This window comes from Micromonospora sp. SL1-18, assembly GCF_047921505.1.
GTDB lineage: Bacteria > Actinomycetota > Actinomycetes > Mycobacteriales > Micromonosporaceae > Micromonospora.
The window spans coordinates 21,027-41,169 of the sequence record NZ_JBLROA010000006.1; the positions used below are offsets into that span (position 1 = coordinate 21,027).

At 69.9% G+C, this 20,143-nt stretch carries 18 protein-coding genes; 12 read left to right on the top strand and 6 right to left on the bottom strand.

Features of this window, described 5'->3' with window-relative positions; translation table 11 throughout:
• The first annotated feature begins 62 nt into the window (after positions 1-62).
• The 8 genes from ACNAW0_RS04140 to ACNAW0_RS04175 are packed head-to-tail and all read left to right on the top strand — an operon-like array spanning position 63 to position 9,412.
• Positions 63-1,517, top strand: a complete 1,455-nt coding sequence (locus ACNAW0_RS04140; protein WP_416286353.1) for an ABC transporter substrate-binding protein — start codon at positions 63-65, stop codon at positions 1,515-1,517.
• A gap of 4 nt (positions 1,518-1,521) precedes the next feature.
• Complete coding sequence (locus ACNAW0_RS04145) at positions 1,522-2,538, top strand: carbohydrate ABC transporter permease (protein WP_416286354.1); 1,017 nt, start codon at positions 1,522-1,524, stop codon at positions 2,536-2,538.
• Positions 2,535-3,449 (top strand): carbohydrate ABC transporter permease, encoded by a 915-nt coding sequence (locus ACNAW0_RS04150; protein WP_416286355.1) that lies wholly within the window; start codon positions 2,535-2,537, stop codon positions 3,447-3,449. Before ACNAW0_RS04145 ends, ACNAW0_RS04150 begins: the two co-directional genes overlap by 4 nt.
• Positions 3,450-3,460: 11 nt before the next feature.
• The gene (locus tag ACNAW0_RS04155; RefSeq protein ID WP_416286356.1) at positions 3,461-4,558 is read left to right on the top strand and encodes a mandelate racemase/muconate lactonizing enzyme family protein; all 1,098 of its coding nucleotides are present in this window, start codon (positions 3,461-3,463) and stop codon (positions 4,556-4,558) included.
• A 5-nt stretch (positions 4,559-4,563) separates the two neighbouring features.
• Positions 4,564-5,472 (top strand): NAD-dependent epimerase/dehydratase family protein, encoded by a 909-nt coding sequence (locus tag ACNAW0_RS04160; protein WP_416286357.1) that lies wholly within the window; start codon positions 4,564-4,566, stop codon positions 5,470-5,472.
• Positions 5,469-7,751, top strand: a complete 2,283-nt coding sequence (locus ACNAW0_RS04165) for a glycosyl hydrolase family 28-related protein (protein WP_416286358.1) — start codon at positions 5,469-5,471, stop codon at positions 7,749-7,751. Before ACNAW0_RS04160 ends, ACNAW0_RS04165 begins: the two co-directional genes overlap by 4 nt.
• Positions 7,748-8,134 carry a cupin domain-containing protein gene (locus ACNAW0_RS04170; RefSeq protein ID WP_416286359.1) on the top strand — a complete coding sequence of 129 codons (387 nt, stop codon included), beginning with the start codon at positions 7,748-7,750 and terminating at the stop codon, positions 8,132-8,134. Before ACNAW0_RS04165 ends, ACNAW0_RS04170 begins: the two co-directional genes overlap by 4 nt.
• Before the next feature lie 9 nt (positions 8,135-8,143).
• On the top strand, positions 8,144-9,412 hold the full coding sequence (locus tag ACNAW0_RS04175; RefSeq protein ID WP_416286360.1) for a mandelate racemase/muconate lactonizing enzyme family protein: 1,269 nt from the start codon (positions 8,144-8,146) through the stop codon (positions 9,410-9,412).
• Here the strand turns inward: ACNAW0_RS04175 and ACNAW0_RS04180 are convergent.
• Genes ACNAW0_RS04180 through ACNAW0_RS04200 form a run of 5 tightly spaced genes read right to left on the bottom strand, consistent with a single transcriptional unit; the run spans position 9,409 to position 14,305 of the window.
• Entirely contained in the window at positions 9,409-10,878 is a 1,470-nt protein-coding gene (locus ACNAW0_RS04180; protein WP_416286361.1) for a M81 family metallopeptidase, read from the bottom strand. The two genes, ACNAW0_RS04175 and ACNAW0_RS04180, sit on opposite strands and share 4 nt — an antisense overlap.
• 11 nt (positions 10,879-10,889) lie before the next feature.
• Positions 10,890-11,753, bottom strand: coding sequence for an SMP-30/gluconolactonase/LRE family protein (locus tag ACNAW0_RS04185; RefSeq protein ID WP_416286362.1), 864 nt, complete (start codon positions 11,751-11,753; stop codon positions 10,890-10,892).
• On the bottom strand, positions 11,750-12,577 hold the full coding sequence (locus tag ACNAW0_RS04190; protein WP_416286363.1) for an SMP-30/gluconolactonase/LRE family protein: 828 nt from the start codon (positions 12,575-12,577) through the stop codon (positions 11,750-11,752). Before ACNAW0_RS04190 ends, ACNAW0_RS04185 begins: the two co-directional genes overlap by 4 nt.
• Position 12,578: 1 nt before the next feature.
• Entirely contained in the window at positions 12,579-13,919 is a 1,341-nt protein-coding gene (locus tag ACNAW0_RS04195; RefSeq protein ID WP_416286364.1) for an aspartate aminotransferase family protein, read from the bottom strand.
• Positions 13,916-14,305, bottom strand: a complete 390-nt coding sequence (locus ACNAW0_RS04200; RefSeq protein ID WP_416286365.1) for a RidA family protein — start codon at positions 14,303-14,305, stop codon at positions 13,916-13,918. Before ACNAW0_RS04200 ends, ACNAW0_RS04195 begins: the two co-directional genes overlap by 4 nt.
• Positions 14,306-14,434: 129 nt before the next feature.
• Between ACNAW0_RS04200 and ACNAW0_RS04205 the strand changes: the two genes are divergently transcribed.
• The 4 genes from ACNAW0_RS04205 to ACNAW0_RS04220 are packed head-to-tail and all read left to right on the top strand — an operon-like array spanning position 14,435 to position 16,731.
• On the top strand, positions 14,435-15,352 hold the full coding sequence (locus ACNAW0_RS04205) for a dihydrodipicolinate synthase family protein (protein ID WP_416286366.1): 918 nt from the start codon (positions 14,435-14,437) through the stop codon (positions 15,350-15,352).
• Positions 15,352-16,074, top strand: a complete 723-nt coding sequence (locus ACNAW0_RS04210; protein ID WP_416286368.1) for an NAD-dependent epimerase/dehydratase family protein — start codon at positions 15,352-15,354, stop codon at positions 16,072-16,074. The genes ACNAW0_RS04205 and ACNAW0_RS04210 overlap by 1 nt, the downstream gene beginning before the upstream one ends.
• Before the next feature lie 8 nt (positions 16,075-16,082).
• Positions 16,083-16,550 carry a RidA family protein gene (locus ACNAW0_RS04215; protein ID WP_416286369.1) on the top strand — a complete coding sequence of 156 codons (468 nt, stop codon included), beginning with the start codon at positions 16,083-16,085 and terminating at the stop codon, positions 16,548-16,550.
• A 31-nt stretch (positions 16,551-16,581) separates the two neighbouring features.
• The gene (locus ACNAW0_RS04220) at positions 16,582-16,731 is read left to right on the top strand and encodes a hypothetical protein (protein WP_416286370.1); all 150 of its coding nucleotides are present in this window, start codon (positions 16,582-16,584) and stop codon (positions 16,729-16,731) included.
• Between the two features lie 58 nt (positions 16,732-16,789).
• Here the strand turns inward: ACNAW0_RS04220 and ACNAW0_RS04225 are convergent, their stop codons facing one another.
• On the bottom strand, positions 16,790-20,032 hold the full coding sequence (locus ACNAW0_RS04225; protein ID WP_416286372.1) for a S8 family peptidase: 3,243 nt from the start codon (positions 20,030-20,032) through the stop codon (positions 16,790-16,792).
• Between the last annotated feature and the right edge of the window lie 111 nt (positions 20,033-20,143).

Below are 20,143 nucleotides of genomic sequence, written 5' to 3' on the forward strand. Positions count from 1 at the left end.
GCGCCCGCATCCGCCGCGACCCGGATCCCTGGTGTTCCGCCCGACTTCGCTTGGGAGTAACCATGGACGACTCGACGTCCCGAACACTTTCCCGCCGCAGCGTCCTCAAGCTCGGTGGGGGCGGCATCGCCTTGCTCGCCGGCGGCGGCCTGCTCGCCGCCTGCACGAGCGCCACCTCACCGAAGACCAACCCGGCGTCGGCCGGCCCGGACAGCGGCTCGCTCACCATCGCCGACATCGCCGACGACACCGACAAGCCCAGCGTCGCCGCCGCCGCGGCGGCGGTCACCGCGTTCAAAGTCAAGCAGCCGAACGTCACCGTCGTCACCAAGCTCCAGCCGTCCGGCGCGGACGAGGTGGCGGCGTTCATCGCCAGCCGCAGCGCCCCGACCGCGTACGTGGTCAGCAGCAACGACGTGAGCCCGATGATCGAGGCCAAGCAGGTGCCCGACATGACCGCGATCATCAAGAAATGGGAGCATTTCGACGAGCTGTCGCCTGCCCTGCTGGACACCTTCGGCCTCAACGGCGTCTACTACGGCCTGCCGCAGTACAGCGGCTCGACTGGGCTGGTGATCTCGAAGCCGTTGTTCCAGAGCGCCGGCCTCGACCCGACCGACTGGCAGAAGGGCGGCAAGACCTTCGCCGACTTCCGCGCCGCGGCCAAGGCCATCGCGGACAAGAACCCCGGTGTAGCCGGCTTCCAAGCCACCCTCAAGGGCCCCCGGCAGGGCGGCCTCTCGCTGTTGACGCTCATGTACGCCAACGGCCAGTTGACCTACAGCCAGGACGGCGCGACCAAGAAGTACACCGCGACCTGCAACACCCCGCAGGCGGTCGCCGCGCTGCAGTTGCTGCAGCAGATGCACTGGCAGGACAAGAGCATGGGCAGCAACCCCATCATCGAGTACCTCGACGGCTTCAAGGCGCTCGCCTCCGGCAAGGCCGCGATGTGCATGTCCGCGTTCGACGGCCCCGGTCAGGTCGCCGCCGCCGGCGCGGAGCGCCCCGACGACTTCATCATGGTGCCGTTCCCCGTCAACGACGCGGCAAAGGGCACGCTGATCGGCAGCGGCTCGGGTTACGTGTTCAGCAACTCCGCCAGCCAGTCCGACCTGCAGGCCGCCTTCGACTACACGGTCTTCGAGAACCTCAGCGTTGAGGGTGTCGAGGCGTACTACAAGGCGTGGTTCGAGGCCGGCAAGGCGGACGGATCGGGGGAGACGCCCCAAGCGGTGCCGTTCGCCACGCTGCTGCTGAAGTCGGGCTCCGCGCTGCGCGCCCAGATCGAGGCGGCGGTCAAGCCCTACGTGCCGGGCTACTCGCTGTCCCTGTACGGCGACTACTTCGCCACCACGGCGAAGATGAACCTGGCACCCGAGCCGGTCGTCAAGGGCAAGGAGATCAAGACGGCGCTGCAGACCCCGGTCGAGGTCATCATGACCAAGTCCAATGCCAACCCCCAGACCGAGCTGGACAAGGCCAACGCGGTCATCCAACAGGCCCTGAGCTCCTGAGGCGATGAACGCGACAAGGCAGCAGTCCGTCGAGGCGCGTACGCCGCCTTCGGCTCGCCCGGCCGGGAAGATCCCGGCCGGGCGGGCTCCAACGCACCACCGCGCGGGCCGGGCGGCGGTCGGGCTCCGCCGCCGGACCTTGCGCAATCTGAGCGGGTACGCCTACATCGCGCCGGCCGCACTGCTGTTCGCGCTGTTCGCCTGGTACCCGATCCTGCTCGGCCTCGAGATGAGCCTGCAGCGGGTGACCCTGGCCGAGCCGTCGAGCTGGACCGGCATGCAGAACTTCCAGCTCATCTTCCACGATCCGGTGTTCTGGACGGCCTGGGGCAACACCCTGAAGTTCTCGGCACTGTCGCTGCTGTTCGGCTTCGTGGTACCGGTCGGGCTGGCCATCTGCGTCAACGAGATGCGCCACGGCCAGTGGTACTTCCGGCTGGCCTTCTACCTGCCCGCGATCCTCCCGCCGATCGTCACCGCGTTCATGTGGAACTGGTTCCTGGACCCCGGCCCCGGCGGGTTCGTCAACTCGTTGCTGGGGCACCTCGGCATCGGGCCGCAGCCGTGGCTCAACTCGCAGACCCAGGCGCTGTACGCGATCCTGGCCATCACCATCTGGGCCGGCTCCGGCGCGACCATGCTCATCTACCTGGCCGCCCTGCAGGACATCCCCGCCGAGCTCTACGAGGCGGCCGAGCTGGACGGCGCCAACCTGTGGCAGCGGGTACGCAGCGTGACGCTGCCCCAGATCCGCACCGTCATGGCCGCCATGTTCGTGCTGTCGTTCATCAACTCGATGCAGCTGTTCGTCGAGCCGTACGCGCTGACCGCGGGCGGACCCAACCATGCCACGGAGACCGTCGTGACCGTCATGTACGAGTACGGCTTCCAGGAGCAGCAGTACGGCAAGGCGGCGGCAGTCGGGGTGACCCTGTTCGTCGTCATCGTGCTGCTCACCATCGGCCTGGTCTGGCTGCCTCGCCGGATCGCCGCACGCACCGCGAAGGGGCTGCCCGGATGAGCGCGGCACCCCGCCGCCGCGGCGAGCCGGCCGCCCGTACCCTCGTCTCCGCGCTGGCCGCCCGCCGCCCGTGGGCCCGGGTCGTCTACTGGGCCACCTGGGCCCTGCTGGTGCTCGCCACGCTGTCCACGGTGGTCCCGCTGTGGTGGCTCATCACCGGGGCGTTGAAGACCCCGCACGACCTCAACCAGACGCCGCCGAGCTGGGTCCCGCAGCCGTGGACCCTCGACGGCGTGGTGCTGACCTGGAAGCGGCTGGACCTGCTCCAGTACTTCCGCAACTCGGCCCTGCTGGCGGCCGGCACGCTGGCGCTGCGGCTGATCGCGTCGGTGCTCGCCGCGTACGGACTGTCGAAACTACGCCCGGCCGGGCACCGCCTGTTGCTGGGCGCCTTCCTGACCACGCTGATGATCCCGGCGATCATCTACTTCATCCCGCAGTACGTGACCGTGATCAACCTCCCGCTGGGCGGCATGAGCCTCAAGGGCTCGTGGTGGGGGGTGTGGCTGCCCGGCGCGGTGAGCGGTTTCGCCATCTTCGTCCTCAAGATCTTCTTCGACAAGATACCGCCGGAGCTGACCGAGGCGGCCGTGGTCGACGGCGCCAGCTCGTGGCGGATCCTGACCCAGATCATCCTGCCGCTGTCCAAGGGCCCGATCGCGGTCGTGTCCATCTTCACCATCATCGCGTCGTGGCAGGACTTCCTGTGGCCGAAACTGATCCTCGGCGACGACGCCGCGATGCGCCCGCTGTCGGTGGCGCTCTACCTGGTCAACTCGCCCGGCTCGCGAGCGCCGTTGAACGTGCAGATCGGCTCACTGGCGATCGCGTCGATACCAATGATCATCCTGTTCCTCGTCTTCCAACGGCAGATCATGCGCGGGGTCACCTTCACCGGGTCGAAAGGCTAAAGGAGAAACCCTTGAACATCAGCGGCATCACCCTCCACCCGGTCAAGGCACGCCGGCACAGCGGGGAGACCAGCCAGCACGTCATCGTCAAACTCCACACCGACGCCAGCATCACCGGCCTCGGCGAGATCTCCGACCTGCAGGAACTGAGCTACCTGCCCGATCTGACGGTCCTGAGCGACGAGCTCAACAGGCTCCTGACCGGCCGAGACGTCGTCAACCGCACCGAGATCCTGGGACTGATCGACAAGCGGTACGGCACCGTCGAACCGGCCTTCCGCTGGGGCGTCGAGATCGCCCTCTACGACGCCCTCGGCAAACTGCTGGACCAGCCGATGTACAACCTGCTCGGCGGGCGGGTGCGCGACCGGTTGCGCATCTGCTACCCGTTGTTCCCGATGTACGAGCGCTCCGTCGCCGAAGCCAGCCTCGTCGAGGTCGACAAGCGGCTGGGTCAGGGCTTCGACATGTTCCGCGTGTACATCTGCGGCAACCTCGAGGTCGAGGAGTGGTTCTTCCGGGAGCTGCGCGAGCGCCACGGCGACGTTCCGCAGATCAAGTCGCTGGACTTCTCCGCACGCTTTGACCGCAAGACCGCGCTGCGGGTCGCCGACCGGCTGGTCGACCTGTCCGGTACCGAGATGGTGGAGAGCCCGGTCCGGCGGGCCGACCCGCGGGCGCTGGCCGAGGTGCGGCGCGCACTGCGGGTACCAGTCAGCGAACACGTCTGGAGCTACGCCGAGGCGTTGCGGCTGCTGGACGTCGAGGCGCTGGACATCCTCAACATCTCGCTGGCCGCACTCGGCGGGGTCACCGCCGCAGTCGAACTGTTCGCGCTGGCGAAGCACACCGCCACGCCGACACTTCTCGGCACGACGCAGGAGATGTCCATCGGTACGGCGGCGGTGATGCACGTCGCGATGGCCACGCCGAACATCGACCACCCCGGCGACGCGGTCGGACCCCTGCTGTACCTCGACGACGTCACGACCGAGCCGGTGCCCTACGCCGACGGGCACGCCTGGGCGCCCGACGGGCCGGGCCTGGGCGTGACGCTCGACGAGGACCGGCTCGTCGCCCTGTCCCACCCGCTGTACGCCAGGGACTGACCGCGATGCGTCTACTGATCACCGGCGGGCTGGGCAACGTGGGCCGCGCCGCCGCCGTACACCTGACCGCGGCCGGCCACGACGTGGTGACCTTCGACCGGGTCACCTCGCACGACCTGCCCTGGGAACACGTCACCGGCGACCTGCGCGACGCCCTCGGCGTGCGCCAGGCGATGCGGGGCGTCGACGCGGTCGTGCACGCCGGCACCTACCCGGGCGACGGCGAGCCCGGCGAGGAGGACGCGGTGCTGAGCATCGCCGCAGGCGGCACCTGGAACGTGATGACCGCCGCGGTGGAGGCAGGCGTGTCGCGAGTGGTGTACGTGTCCAGCGTCAACGCGCTGGGCGCCATCAAGAACGAGCACAAGCCCGACTTCCTGCCGCTGACCGACCGGCACCCACGCAACCCGGTCTCCATCTACCAGCTCGGCAAGCACCTGTCCGAGGAGGTCTGCCGCTCCTACACCCGCCGCTGCGGCATCCCCACCATCTGCCTGCGCCCCACGCTGGTCGCCGTCGCGCCGGACACCTACCAGCTGTGGCGCGGCGACGATCCACACCTGCACGAACGGCTGGCCGCCAACTTCGGCGCCTACATCGACCGGCGCGACCTGCTGTCCGCCATCGACCTCGCCCTTGCCGTCGAAGGCATCGACCACGACGGCTCCCTGCTCGCCGCACGGGACATCTCGACCGACCGGCTGACCACCGCCGAGATCATCGAGCAGTACGCGCCGGCGGTGCCGTGGCCGGGCACCAGCCTCGCCGAGTGGACCCGCGACGATCCGTACCGCAGCCCGTTCGACTGCTCACACGCCGCGCAGCGGCTCGGCTGGACGCCGAAGCACAGCTGGCGCGACACGCCCTCGGCTGACGACGCCGCACCCCTCACCCCCCACGGAGACCTCAGATGAACCGTCGTCAGGGTGTCCTCGCCTACGTCTGCGCGGCCCTGCTCGCCGCCGCATCCCTGGTGGCAACCGGCCGCCCCGCCGATGCCGCCCCGTCGACCGTCGTGGCCTATCCCAAGCTCGCCACCGACGTAGACGACCCCAACTACCAGGTCAGCGTCAACGGCACGCCGATCTACGTGCACGGCCTGCACTGGCACTACACGGACGGCGAGACCAGCGACTTCCCGATGAACGACAACGGCTGGGCCTACGCTCATTTCGCCTTCTCCGGTACCGCCCACGTGGTGGTCACCTACAAGGAGCGGGTCCAGTCCTTCGACATCAGTCCGGCCAGCTACGGGATCGCCGCACAGGCGAGCGGCAACCAGATCAGCTTCGACCTCACCGAGCCGCTCAAGATCGAGCTGCACAACGTGAACTCGGTCGACAGCAACGTGATCGGCAGCAACGACCAGGCCGGCACTCACTTCGGCAAGAACGACGACCCGGACAACCTGCTGATCTGGGCCGATCCGCTGGAGACGGACCCCGCTTCGCCGCACGGCCGTGGCGTGGTCAGCGCGCTGGCCAGCGGCGCCGACAACACCGGGCACGCCGACGCCTCCGCCGCCATCAACGCCGCCATCGCCCGGGTGCCGGCCGGCGGCACCCTCTACCTCGACCCGGGCAGCTATCTCATCACGCACTCGGTCAACCTGAAGAGCAACATGCGCTTCTACCTGGCACCCGGCTCCGAGCTGGTGCAGGCCAAGCAGTACTACGTCAACGGCGAGCCACAACTGACCTCGGCCAACAACATGGTCAACGTCATCAACGCCGACCACGTGACCATCGACGGCCGGGGACGGCTCAACGGTCAGGGCCAACACAACCGCTGGCACGACTTCGGTTGGTGGACGATGATCCTGATGCACAACGCCAATGACGTCGCCGTCAACGACATCGTCTCATTCAACGCCGCCGGTGGCAACGTGTGGCAGGAGAACGGCAGCAACGTCCGGTTCACCAACTTCAAGGAAGACACCAACAGCGGCGCCGCCGAGTCGGATCTGGTCAACTTCTGGAACTGCTGGCACTGCGGGGTGGACAACTCGTTCGGCAAGACCACCGACGACTCCAGCAACTTCGGCTCCGGCCCGACCACGTCCGGCGCGATCAGCGGCTTCGACGGCGCACCCGACCCGGCCAACGACGCCCGCTACCCCAGCGGCGACTACTGGTTCACCAACAGCGTCATCATCAACAACGGCACGGGCGCCGGATACGCCGCGGGCACCTCGGCCGGGGCGGACATCAACGGCGCCCGGTGGGAGAACAACGTCATCATCTCCGCGCCCCAGGTGTGGCGGGCACTGGCGGTGTTCGGCGGGGTGTACCGCAACTTCCAGGTCAACAACCTCATTGTCGAGCAGGTCGTGCCGGACATGAACAACTTCAATCCGTACATCACCGGCTCCACCAGCAACCCGTCGCTGGGCGTACCGATCACGCTCAAGTCGAAGATCCCCTACTGGAACTACCAGGCATGGCAGGCTGCGGGCGGCCGCGTGGGCGGCATCGACGGGGTCAGCTTCAGCAACGTACGCATCGGCACGCCGACCGACTGCGCGCACATCGCACCCAACGAGTTGGTCAGCCACAGCGGCTACCAGGGCGCGGGCCAGACCGTCCGCAACGTCACCTTCAACGACGTGACCTTCGCCGGGCAACTGCTGTCCGGGATAGCGCACCCCGCCGACAACCACAGCCCGTACCGCTACCAGGGCCAGTGCAAGGCCAACCCGGACTTCCCCGACCCGAACGCGTTGAACGCGGCCGATCCCGGCGCCGGATGGAAGACCATCGACTGGGCCGACGGAGGAAACGTCGACCGCAACGGCAACCTGCCCTCGCTGTTGGACCAGCCGAAGGTGGCCGGGCAGTATCCGGTGAACCCGGCGTACGACCCGGCACACGTACCGGACTGGACCGACTGGTCGACGGTCCACTTCTCGAACACCGCGGTACAACTGGTCAACCTGGCCGCGCACGGCACCACGGTGACCTTCACCCGCTCCTCCAGCCATGGGGGACCGGTGGACATTGACACGTCCCTGACCGTCGCGTACGTCGCGGGCGGCCGCACCGCCCAGCTCACCATCCCGGCCGGGGCCAGCTCCGCCAGTGTGCGTGTGCCGCCGCGCGGGGCGACGCCGGTGTTGGTCGAGCTCCGACCAGGCGACGGGTACCAGATGGACCATGCGTTCCTCGCCGCCGTCACGCCCTGGGGGCTTACATGACCGATCAGCGACTCACCGCCTGGAGCATCGACCGCCGGCTCGAGGGACACCCCGCCCGCACCAACATCAACGTCGCCTTTGTCGACGGTGCCTACGCCATGCGCGTCGCCCAGCTCCGCGAGACCTTTCCGCCGCACCGGCACGACAGCGACGAATCCTGGTTCGTCTATCAGGGGCGGATGCGGGTCGACTCGGAGATCGGATCGGTGGAGGTCGGCGCGGGTGAGGGCGTGGTCATCCCCGCCGGTGTGCGACACAGCCCGACCTGCCTGGAGCCGGGCACCATCGTGCTCATCGTCAACCGCAGGGGCCAGCGCACGCTGCCCGACGACCACGCCGAATTCGTCGCCGCGGGCGCGACCGACATCGACGATCCGGCCTGAGGTGGAACGATGACGTCGACGCGCGGGCTGACCGTCACGGGGGTCGAGCGGATCCTGCTGGACGTGCCGTTCAGCCCGCGTGCCCGGCCATGGAACGAACTGCTCATCGGGCAGTGGCGGCTCATCGAGCTGATCCGGGTCACCACCAACGACCCGGACGTGGTCGGTTGGGGCGAGACCATCCTGGACTACTGCTACGCGCCCGTGCCGGACGAGGCGATCGCCTACGTACGTGGCCGCAACCCGGCCGAGTGCCTGTCCCGCGACGACTTCGGCCCGGGCCTGCAGATGGCGCTCTACGACGCGGTCGGCAAGGCGCTCGGCGTACCGGTGCGGTCCCTGCTGCCGCTGGCCCAGGTGCGCGACGAGTGCCCGATCTCGTGGTGGAACACCAAGATGCCGCCCGCGGTGCTGGCGCATGAGGCGCGCGACGCGGTGGCCGCCGGGTACCGCACGCACAAGTTCAAGGCCCGGCCCTGGTTCGACGTCTACGAGCAGGTCGCCGCGGTGTCCGCGGTGACCCCGCCGGACTTCCTGCTGGACCTGGACTGGAACGAGATGCTCCGCGATGCCGCCACCGCCGCCCCGGTGCTGATCGCACTGGAGCGCACCGGACGGGTCGGTATCTTCGAGACCCCGCTGCCGCACCACGACCTCGCCGGATACCGCGCGCTACGCGGCAAGCTGACCCGTCCGGTCGCCGACCACTTCCTGGACACGCCGTTCGCGGCGAACGTCGCGCTGGAGGCGTTCGACGGCTACGTGGTGACCTGGCAGGGCATCGGCGGACTGCTGGCCTCGGGTACCCAGGCAGCCGGCGTACACCGGCCGTTCTTCCTGCAGATGTGCGGCACCGGCCTGACCACCGCGCTGGCGCTGCAGTTGGGTGCGGTGCTCAGCCACGCCGTGTGGCCACACGTCACCGCGATGAACACGTGGTCGGAGGACCTGCTGCGCGCGCCGATCGAGATCCGCAACGGGTACGCGCGGGTGCCGGACGGCCCCGGCCTGGGCGTGTCGGTGGACGAGGAAGCGGTGCACCGGCTCTCGACGCCCGACGCGACGCCCATCGCGTATCCCCGGCGGATCCTGACCATCTCGTGGCCGGGCGGCCGACGCCGAAGTTATGCCAGCGCGGAACAGATGTGGACGGACTGCCGCGCCGGCAACGTGCCCGCCCAGCAGCCCGGCGCGGACCTCGAGGTGCGCGAGGACGACGGGAGCACGGACTTCGCGGACCTGTACCGGCGCTGCGCCCGCGCACCAATCTCGCCCTAGAGAGCGGGATCCAGCGGCCAGAGCGGGTGGCGTCGGTGCCGGTACGGCAGGCTGAACAGGTCGGCGGTGGCCTGGCCCGGGGTGTCCACCCGCAGCACCCGGGCCACGGCCGGGCCGTAGCCTGCCAGCGGCGACTGTACCCCTTTGGCGGTGATCGCCCGGAAGGCGGCGGGAACGAGGTCCAGGCAGCGCAGCTGTTGCCGGCTGGATTGCATGATGGCGTGGCTGACCAGGATGAGTGTGGTGCCGCCGGCCAGGTCCAGCACGGCGGTAGGGCCGACGTTGAAATGGCGGTACCCGGCGTGTGTCGGCGTCGGATCCTCGAAGACGCCGTCGTGCAGCCGCCGTACGGTGCCGACCACGGTCACCACTGGGCCGGTAGCCGCCTCGCCGAGTGTCACCTCGACCTCGGCGCCCGGCCCGGCATCCGTGTAGGCCAGCGCGCACCGCGACACCATCTCGGGCGCGACGATCAGGCTCAGCAGCCCGGTGAAGTCACGCTCCAGTGCGGCGGCGAGGATCGCGGCGCTGCGGCCGGTCGTACCAGCGCCGATGTTGTCGCCGACGTCGAGCAGCAGTACGGGCGTCGGCCCGTCGGTGACGGCGTCGAGGGCCGCGGCGATCGGCAGGGCGTCGCCCCGCATGTGCTCGCGTCGGCGCCAGACCTCGTCGGCCAGCTCGTCCGCGTACGACCCGGCCAGCGCGTCGTCGCCGTCGGTGGCGACGACGACGGACATGCCCACGTGCGGCACGTCGGCGTAGGGAAAGCCCTGCAGCACCGAGGCGCTCAGCACGCCGGGGCGTCGCCGGATCTGCTCCGCGGCGTCGAGGATCGACCGCATCGGCTCGTCACTCGTGTTCTGCCGGAGGATGTTCAGCAGAATCGGCACCGGCCGCCACGCCTGGCGCGGCCGGACCTCGCCCCGGGCCGCGCGGGCCACCAGGCCGGCCAGTTCCCGGGCGCGGTCGCGGGCGTCCACGTGGGGGTTGGTCCGGTAGCTGACGATGACGTCGACGGCGCCAGCGAGCCGGGAGCTGACGTTGCCGTGCAGGTCGCACGCGACCCCGATGGGTACGTCCTGGCCCACCACCGCCCGCACCCGCGAGGCGATTTCTCCGTCGGCGTCCGGATACCCGTCGGCGACCGCTGCGCCATGCAGGGCGAGCAGCACCCCGTCCCAGCTGTCCGCAGCCAGCGCCGCGACCATCTCGTCGACGATGCTGTCGAACGCCTCCGCGGTGACCGGTCCCGCCGGCTGGGGGCCGCAGTACACCAGCGGCACCACCGCGACGTCCGGGCCGGCCCCCGCGAGCAGCCCCGCCATCGTGCTGTCCGAGTCGCCGTGCACCGCCCGGATCTGCTCGCCGCGCAGGATCCCGATCAGCTCGCAGGCCGAACGGTCGGTCGGGGTGGGGGAGAACGAGTTGGACTCGTGGAACAGGCCCAGCGCCGCCAGTCGAAGCATGTCGTCTCCCCTCAACCCGCGAACATCGGCTCGGGACGCCCCGGGGTGTCCACCGCCACCGCGAGCAGCGCGCCCGCGGCCGGGTCGGCCGCAAGTTCCGCCGCGCCCAGGCCGATGCTCGCCGTGGTGATGAACAGCGTGCGCAGGTCCGACCCGCCGAGTGCGACGCTCGTGACCAACGGGGTCGGCACCGGGATCGTGCCCACCATCCGGCCCGTCGGGTCGTAGCGGACGACCTGGCCGCCGCCCCACTGGGCACTGTAAACGCAGCCCTCCGCGTCGACGCACAGCCCGTCGGGATCGGCCGGCGGGGTCACCGAGGCGAACACCCGTTCGTTGCCGATCCGGCCCGACTCCACGTCGAAGTCGAAGGCGAAGATGGTGTGCCGGCGGGAGTCGGTGAAGTACATGACCCGCGCGTCCGGGCTCCAGCCCAGCCCGTTCGGGCAGATCACCCCGCGCCGCATGGGCTGGCAGCCGTGGTCGGCGTCCAGGCGCCACAGGGTACCGGTGGCGGTCGGTGGCCCGTCGTTGAGCGTACCGGCCCAGAAACGCCCTGCCGGATCGACCTTGCCGTCATTGAAGTAGTGCTGGGGGAGATCCGGCTCCGGATCGCATATTCCGGACAGCTCACCGGTGTCCGGTCGCAGGGCCGCAAAGCCGTTCCGGGTGGCGGCGACAAGCCCGCCAGCCGCCCGCACCCCGATGCTGCCGACGACGTCTGACAGCGGTCGGCTGGCGGTCGCACCGCTCGTCGGGTCGAACCGCCACAGCCGCTGCTCGGGAATGTCCAACCAGTACAGCAATCCGTCGCGCACCGACCACAGCGGGCCTTCGCCGACCACGCACCGGTGCGCCACCACGATCTCCGTCATGCCGCGTTGCCCACCATTGCGTGGCTACGGCCGGCGGTCGCGACCCGTGTCGCCTCGATGCAGCCGGTATCGGCGACGGTCACATACAGCGTGCGCCCTTCCGGGCCGCCGAAGACGACGTTGGTGCAGTCCCGACCGTGCAGCCGCACGTCCCTGCCCAGGCGGCCGTCCGGGCGCACCCTGGCCACCACGCCGGCACCGGTGCGGGTCACATACAGCACGCCGTCCGCGTCGGCACGCATGCCGTCGAGCAGGTGGTCGTCGAATCGCACCAGCAGTCGTTTGCCAGACGGCCGATGCCCGGCGTCCAGGTCATACACCCAGATGCGCCGCTGTACTGTCTCGTTGACGTACAGCCGCCGCTCGTCCGGGGACACCTCGATTCCGTTGGTCGTACCCATGTCGGACTCGACCAGCGTGCTGGTGCCGTCCGGATCGATCCGCCACAGCTGGCCGGTGCCGTTCGCCCAGTCCGGATCGCTGGCGAACAGTGTGCCGTCGGACAGCACCGCGAGGTCGTTGGGCTGGTGCATCGCCGGATCGTGGGCGTGCACCCGCCGCTCACCGGTTGCCGGATCGATGGCGAAGATCGTGTGGGTACGCCAGTCGGCAACGTAGAGCCGCCCGTCGGGTCCGCACACCGCGCCGCAGCCGGCGCTGCCCTCGGGCAGCTCGTGCCAGCACGCCACGGAGCCGTCCGGGTCGAGCCGTCCGATGGTGCCTTCGCGGCCGAAGTTCATCGCGTACACCCGGCCGGCCCGGTCGACGACCGGCCCTTCGATGGCGTCGGTGAAGCCGCACGCGACCACCGTGGTATCCGGCACGTCAGCTCTCCGTGACCGGTACCGGCAGGCGACCGGCACGGCCGAGCTCGGCGAGCGCGTCGTCCAGGGCGGCCACGGTCTGCGCGACGTCGGCCGCGGAGTGCTCGGTCGACAGGTACCACCGGCCGCCCGGGAGCAGGAACAGTCCCCGTCGCAGCGCTTCCACGATCAGCTCGTTGTAGAAGGCCCAGTCCGCGGCGAGCACGTCGCGGGCGGTGCGCACCTTGGTGATCCCCGGGCTGAGCTGCAGGACCGGGCCGACATGGTGCACGTGGGCGGTCACCCCGTGCCGCGCGAGGACCGTGCGTAGCCCGTCGGCCAGCTGCGCACTCACGGCCTCCAGGTGCGGGTACACGTCGGGCCCGGCGAGCAGATCCAGCGTGGCCGCCGCGGCCGCCAACGCGATGGGGTTGCCGTTGTAGGTGCCGGCGTGCACCACCCCGGATGTCACCTGTTCGATGATGTCGGCGCGTCCGGTGACCGCACTGAGGCTGAACCCGCCAGCCAACGCCTTGGCCAGCACGGTGAGGTCGGGCGTGACGGCGTACCGTTCGGCCGCGCCACCGGCCGCGATCCGCAGTCCGGTGATGACCTCGTCGAAGACCAGGACTGCGCCGCTACGGTCGCAGGCGGCCCGCAGCTCCTCCAGGAATCCTGGGGCCGGCGGCAGTACGCCGGTGTTGCACAACACCGGCTCGACCAGCACCGCGGCGATGTCGCTGCCCGGCTGGGACAACAGCTCGGCCACGGCGGCGGAGTCGTTGAACGGCAACACCGACACGTCCGCCAGCACGCCGGGGTGCTGTCCGGCGCTGCTGAGCACCGGCCGCCCGTCCTCGGCGAGGTTGCGGTAGCTGACGAGCATCGGATCGGTCCAGCCGTGGTAGTGCCCCTCGAACTTGACGAAGCGGCGCCGGCCGGTGTGCGCCCGGGCCAACCGCAACGCGACCTGCACGGCCTCCGAACCGGTGTTGCTCCAGAGCACCCGTTCAGCGCCGGGGATCCGGCTACACAGCCGCTCGGCCACCTCGTACTCCAGCACGTGTCCGGAGCCGAAGGTCTGCCCGCGGTGCAACTGCTCGCCGACCGCGGCCACCACCGCCGGGTGGGAGTGGCCCACGATGACTGGTCCCCACCCGAGCACGTAGTCCAGGTAGTCGTTGCCGTCGACATCCCACAGCCGGCTGCCGGCACCGCGATGGAAGAACAACGGGTGCGGCGGCATCGACGCGCGCAGCCCGGTACTCACCCCGCCGGCGAGGCTGGCCTGGGCCCGGTGCCAGGCGGTGTGCGAGCCCGGCCAGGCTGTGATCTTTCCGGCCACGCTGTCGCCCGCGGTCATGCGACGGTCCGGCGCAGCGCGACGAAGTCGATCTCGACCAGGATCCCGGTCAGGTCGGCGCCGACGGTCGTCCGTGCGGGCCATGGCGCGGGCATCAGCTCTGCGTATGCCTGGTTGAACTCGTCGTAGTCGCGCTCAAGATCCTGAAGGTACACGGTGGCCTTGACGACGTCGGCCAGGTCGAGCCCGTCGGCAGCCAGCAGAGCGCGGAGGTTGGCGAGCGTGAGCCTGGTCTGGTCGGTGACCGTGCCTCCGGCGATCCGGCCGCTCTTCGCGTCGATCGGGCCGCAGCCCGAAGTGAGCAGGAAGGGCCCCGCGATTCTGGCCTGCGAATACGCCGCGCCCGGAGCGGGCGCGTCTGGGGTGTGAATGACCGTCGACTTCAACGGGAACTCCTTCTGCGCTATGCTGCGTGTCTCTAGGAGAGAGACCGCCGTTTCTCCAGACGATATAGCAGGCGTTGGTGATGTCAACCCGCGACGCCCACCGCCATCGGCCGCGAGGAGTGAGACCCCATGCTCGACCGACCACTGCACGGGATCCTGCCGGTGATGGCGACCGCCTTCACCGCCGACGACTCGCTCGATGAAGCCGCCTGCCGCCGGGTCGTCGCGTACAACGTCGACGCCGGTGCCGCAGCGATCGTCACGCTCGGCGTCGCCAGCGAGTTCTGGTCGCTGACCGAGACCGAACGGGACGAACTGGCCCGGCTCACCGTCGACCAGGTCGCCGGCGCGGTGCCGGTCATCGTGGGTGCCTCCGGTACCAGCGCCGCCACGGCCGCAGTAGCCGCCCGAAGCGCTACCGCCGCCGGCGCCGACGCGCTGATGGTGATGCCGCCGTACCTGCACCGTGCCCGGCCGGACCTGCTCGACGACTACTTCCGTGCGGTCACTCGCGTCACCGATCTGCCCATCGTGCTGCAGAACTCCTCGCCCCCGTTCGGCCACGACCTGGACGTGTCCGCGATCGAGACGCTGGTACGCCGGTACCCGACGATCCGATACGTGAAGGAGGAGACTCGGACCAGCACCCACCTGACCAGTGCACTGCTGGATCGGCTCGGCGACTCGATCGACGGAGTGATCGGCGGGGAGGGCGGTCGGTACATGGTTCAGCAGCATGCACGCGGCGCCTGCGCCATCATGCCCACCTCGATCGCCACCGAACGCTACGTACAGGTCTGGCGTGCCCTGGAGCGGGGAGAGCACGCCGAGGCCAGGCGGGTGCACGCGAGCCTGCTGCCGCTGATCAACTTCTTCGGGCTGCATGGCATCGAGGCGTACAAGGAGGTACTGGCAATGCGCGGAGTGGTGGACTGGACGCGGACCCGGGGCACCCCGTTCCTCGCCCTCGACGATCTCGACCTGGCCGAACTCCGCCGGCTGGTGACCGACGCCGGCCTGGCCCCGATCACGGTCGCGGCAGCCTGATGCGGCTCCTCGTGATCGGTGGCGCCGGAGCCGTCGGCACGATGACGCTGCCGCACCTGGCCGCCCAGCATGCCGTCACCGTCCTGGACCCCAGGACTCCCGCGCCCGGGCCGTGGTTGCACCGTCCGGGCAGCGCCCTGGACATGGCCGCGGTCGTTGACGCCGCGCGCGAGACGGACGCGTTGGTGTACATGGCGATGGGGCCGATCGACGGCTGGGGGAGCCCGCAGAACGTACGCAGCCACTTCGACATCACCGTGACCGGCGCGCACATGGCGCTCTGGGCGGCCGCATCGGTTGGCGTACGCCGGGCCGTGCTGACCAGCTCGATGTCGGTGTACCGCGACCCCGACCGCGCGCCCTACCCGGACGAGTCGGTGCCGCCGAATGCGTCGGACTTCTACGCCGTCACCAAGCGCTGCGCTGAGCTCGTCGCCTCCGCCGCCGCTGCCCAGTGGAGTATGGACATCGTCGCGCTGCGGCTCTGCCTCCCCACGCCCGACGCCGAGTACCCGCTACAGGACTGCAGCGCGGCCGACCGGACCATCGCCACCTCGGCCCGCGACACCGCACGGGCGATCCTGGCCGCCCTGCACTACCCGGGCACGGGCTTCGACGTGTTCACCATCAGCGGCGACTACCGCCAGCGCATTGCGCCCATCGACAAGGCTCGACGACTGCTCGGCTGGGAACCACTCGACCACTCGCCCGAACCCGAATGAGGAACGCCATGACATCGCCGCTCTCCGAACTCACGAACGCGGGACCGTCACCGCTCGGTGCACCGCGGCCCGGCATCCTTCCCATCCGCGACGACAACGGAGTTTTGACCGTGTCCGGGCAGATCGCGGCGGCGGACGGAGTGCTGCTCCACAGTGGGCAGGTCGGTGGTCCGGTGACCCTGATCCAGGCCCGCGACTGCGCATGGCAATGTGCGCTCAACGTGCTGACCGTCGTCGAGCGGGAGCTGGGCAGCCTGGACCGTGTCGTCCAGGTCGACCGGGTCACCGTCTACGTCGCCAGCACACCAGACTTCACCGACCAGCACCTCGTCGCCGATGCCGCCACGGAGGCGTTCATCCGGGTGCTTGGTGAACGAGGCCGACACGCCCGCGCCGCATTGGGCGTTGCCGCCCTACCGGCCGGCTCGCCGACCGAGATCGACGCGATCATCCGGGTCAGGCCCCCACGACGCTGATCTGACAGGTTTGGGAGAAGCATTGCAACTCATGCGCATCGGCCCAGTCGGAAAGGAGAAGCACGCCATTCGGCTGGACGACACGACGTACATCGAGGTCTCTGACATCGCATCCGACTTCGACGAGCGGTTCTTCGCGCGCCTCGGCACACAACGCCAAATGGTCGCGGCGGCGCTCTGACATGACGGGAATGGGGCCCCGGCGACCGCGGTCGCCGAGGCCCCTTTTCGTACGGTGATCAGCGCAGCTCGTACGCCCGGATGACGGTCTGGTCGAAGGTGTTGCCCTTCGCGTCCGCGCCCGATGCCTTGAGCGACACGAAGCCGCCCGCCTTCGGGTGCGTCACCTGCACCTGCCACGAGCCACCGTGGCTCGACACCGGCACCTTCTGCCAGGTCTTCCCGTCGTCGTACGACGCCTGCACGGTCAGCTCGACCACCCGTCCCGAGCCCTCGCTCTGGGTGATCGTCACCGGGTAGACGCCCACGCCGCCGGCCTTGCCGACGTTGTGATCGTCCAGCGGCGGCGCGAAGCTGACCGCGGTCAGCGGCAGCGCCCGGAGCGTGTCCGTGTGCGCCGAACGGAACGTCCAGCTCACCGACAGCTTGGTGGTCAGGCGCGAGTCGCGCTCCAGGCTGCCGTCGAAGCGGAACGTCGCCCCGGCCGGGTCCACGTCCTCGGCGTACACGCCCGGACCCCAGTCGGACTCGGCAACCAGCTTGCCGTCACGGTAGAGCGCACCGGACCCGGAGGTGATCTGCCCGAAGCCGGCCCGGCCCTGGCCGTCGCCGAGCAGGCCGGGGGAGATGTACATGAAGTCGCCCTCACGCAGCGCCGGCACGTCGCCGGGGAAGAACGGCGCCACGCTCGGCCCGAACACACCCTTGTTCCACTGCTCCTCGTAGGTACGCCCGGCCCGGTAGGTGGTGGGCAGCGCGCCGTGGTCGGACAGCATCTCCGGCCAGTCGTCGCCCTCGGCCGGCAGCTCCACGATCAACTCGTTCTGCCATGGCGCGTCACCCGCGTAGAACTCGGTACGGGTGAACGGGAGCGGAGTCTCCCAGCCGACCGCCCAGCCGCCGCCACCGTTCGGCGGTGCGAGGAAGGCCAGCTTCACGCCCATGCTGCCCTCCACCACCGCCGCGTGCGAGGCCCGCACCGTGGCGAAGTCCTTCGACCGCAGGTGCTTGACCAACCCGCCGAGCAGGCCGTTCTTGTCGTGCCAGCCGACGTTGTAGACGTACGAGCCGGCCACAGAGCCCTGCTCGTCCACCTCGGCCAGCGTGCCGCTGAGCTGCGAGCTCAGGCCCTTCCCCGGCTTGGGCCCCACCAGCTTCGTGAACATCGAGGCGAAGTCGCCGCCCCCGATCCCGACGCCCATGCTGAAGCCGTCGCCCTCGGCGTAGCTCGCGTCGTACGACGCCAGCAGCGGCACCACGCTCGGATCGGGCACCGTGACGTCGAAGCCCTTCGCACCGCGGGCGTCCATCGACACCGTCGTCGGCCCAGTGACGGACAGCTTCGGATACACCAGCTGCGAGACGCTGTAGTCGTCCCCGTTCTCCTCGTCGACCCAGCTGAACGCGAAGTACTCGCCCGGAGGCAGGCGCAGGTTGTTGCTCGCGCCGAAGACCAGGAACTCCCGGTAATCGCTCTTACGCAGGAACACCGTGAACGCGTTCTCCGCCGGGTCGCCGTCGCGCTCGGTCGCGGTGACCTTCACCGGGTACTTGAGCTCCTCCCGTACCACGCCGAAGGGCGTCTGCACCGAGACGCCCGCCGCGGTCGCGGTGACCTGGCCGCCGAGGCCGCCGATCACGTCGCCGCCCTGCCGGGTATCGGCGGTGACCGTCACCGAGGCCTGCCCGCCGGCCGGCACGGTCACCGTGTCGGCGCTGAGCGAGAAGATCCCGTCCGGCGCGGCCGTGGTCAGCGCCAGCCGCAGGGTCACCTCGGCGCTGCCGCTGTTGTGGTACGTGACGACATCGCTGCGCACCTCGTCGTCGTCGTGGGGCCACTCCTGCAACCCGAACGTCACTGACGTCGGCGTGGTCGTGACCTGTTGCGTGATCGCTCGGGCCACGTCCACCCGACCCGCGCCCTGCGCGAACACGCCAACGTCACTGGACGGCTTGGCCGAGGCCATGAGCGTCGCCTTGAGCTGCGCCGGGGTCCACTTCGGGTGCGCCTGGCTCAGCAGCGCGGCCGCGCCCGCGACGTGTGGGGTCGCCATCGACGTGCCGCTCAGCGGCATGTAGAGCTGACCCGGTTCGCCGAGGAACCCGTCCTTGCCGCGGGCCGCGACGATGTCGACGCCGGGCGCGGCGATCTCGGGCTTGACCGCCCAGCCGTCGGCGCTGGGGCCCCGGCTGGAGAACTCGGCCAGCTCGTCGGACTTGGTGAACGCCGCGACGGCCAGCGCCGCCTCGGCGGTCGCCGGGGAGCTGACGGTGTCGTCCGCGCCGTCGTTGCCGGCCGCGATGACGAACAGCGTGCCGTGCTGCGCGGTCAGGCTGTTGACGGCCTGCTCGAGCGGGTCGACCTCGGGGCTGTTCGGTCCGCCGAGGCTCATGTTGACGACGCTCGCCCCGGACTCGGCGGCCCACTGCATGCCGGCCACGATCCATGACTCCAGGCAGCCGAACTGGACGCAGACCTTGCCGTCGAGCAGGGACGCGCCGGGGGCGGCGCCCCGGTACTTCCCGCCGGAGCCGGCCCCGCTGCCCGCGATGGTGGAGGCGACGTGGGTGCCGTGACCGACGCGGTCGCGGTCGTCCTCCTCGCCCTCGGTGAAGTTCTGCCGCACCGAGATCTTCCCGGCCAGGTCAGGATGAGTGGCATCGATGCCCGTGTCGAGCACCGCGACGCGCACCCCGGTGCCGTCGAAGCCGGCCGACCAGGCCGCGGGCGCGCCGATCAGCGGGACGCTCTGGTCCAGCGCCGGCTTGCGTACGGCGTCGAGCCAGATCTTGCCCGCGGTCAGGCCCTTGCGGGTCGCCTGCCAGCGGGGGGCGAGCGACTCGGTGGGCGCCTCGGCGGCGAAGCCCCGCACCGCGGGCAGTCGCCGCTGCGGGGACAGGCCGGGCGCGGCGGCGGCGCCGGAGACGATCAGCCGCATCGACGACGGGCGCGCGGCCTGCGCCGCGAGCAGTTCGGTCAGGTCGAACAGCCGCCGGTCGAGCCGGTCCGCCCGCAGCAGCGGCACCGCGTCAGACGGAATGACGTACTGGTGCTCCCCGGCACGGTAGCTGTGGAACGCGACGCCCTTGCGCGGCGTGACGCTGAGGCGGCCGTTGCCGAGCACGGTCACCCGGTCACCGGTGATCAGCGTCACCGTCTGGGCCTCGCCAGTAGCGGCCGTCGGCTTGACTGCCGGCGTTGCGGTTGCCTGCTTGGCGCCCGCGATGCCGGGCGCGCCCGTCAGCAGCGCAACGACGATCCCCCCGGCCAGCAACGCTCTTCTGCTTCTGCTGGATCGCATGTGCCTCCCCGTCCATTCGACCGGTCCGCCATGGACCGTCCGTTGTAGAAACGTCCTGACCGATCGAAAAGTTGCACGGAGAGCTGATCATTTTCATGTGCCTCCAATAGT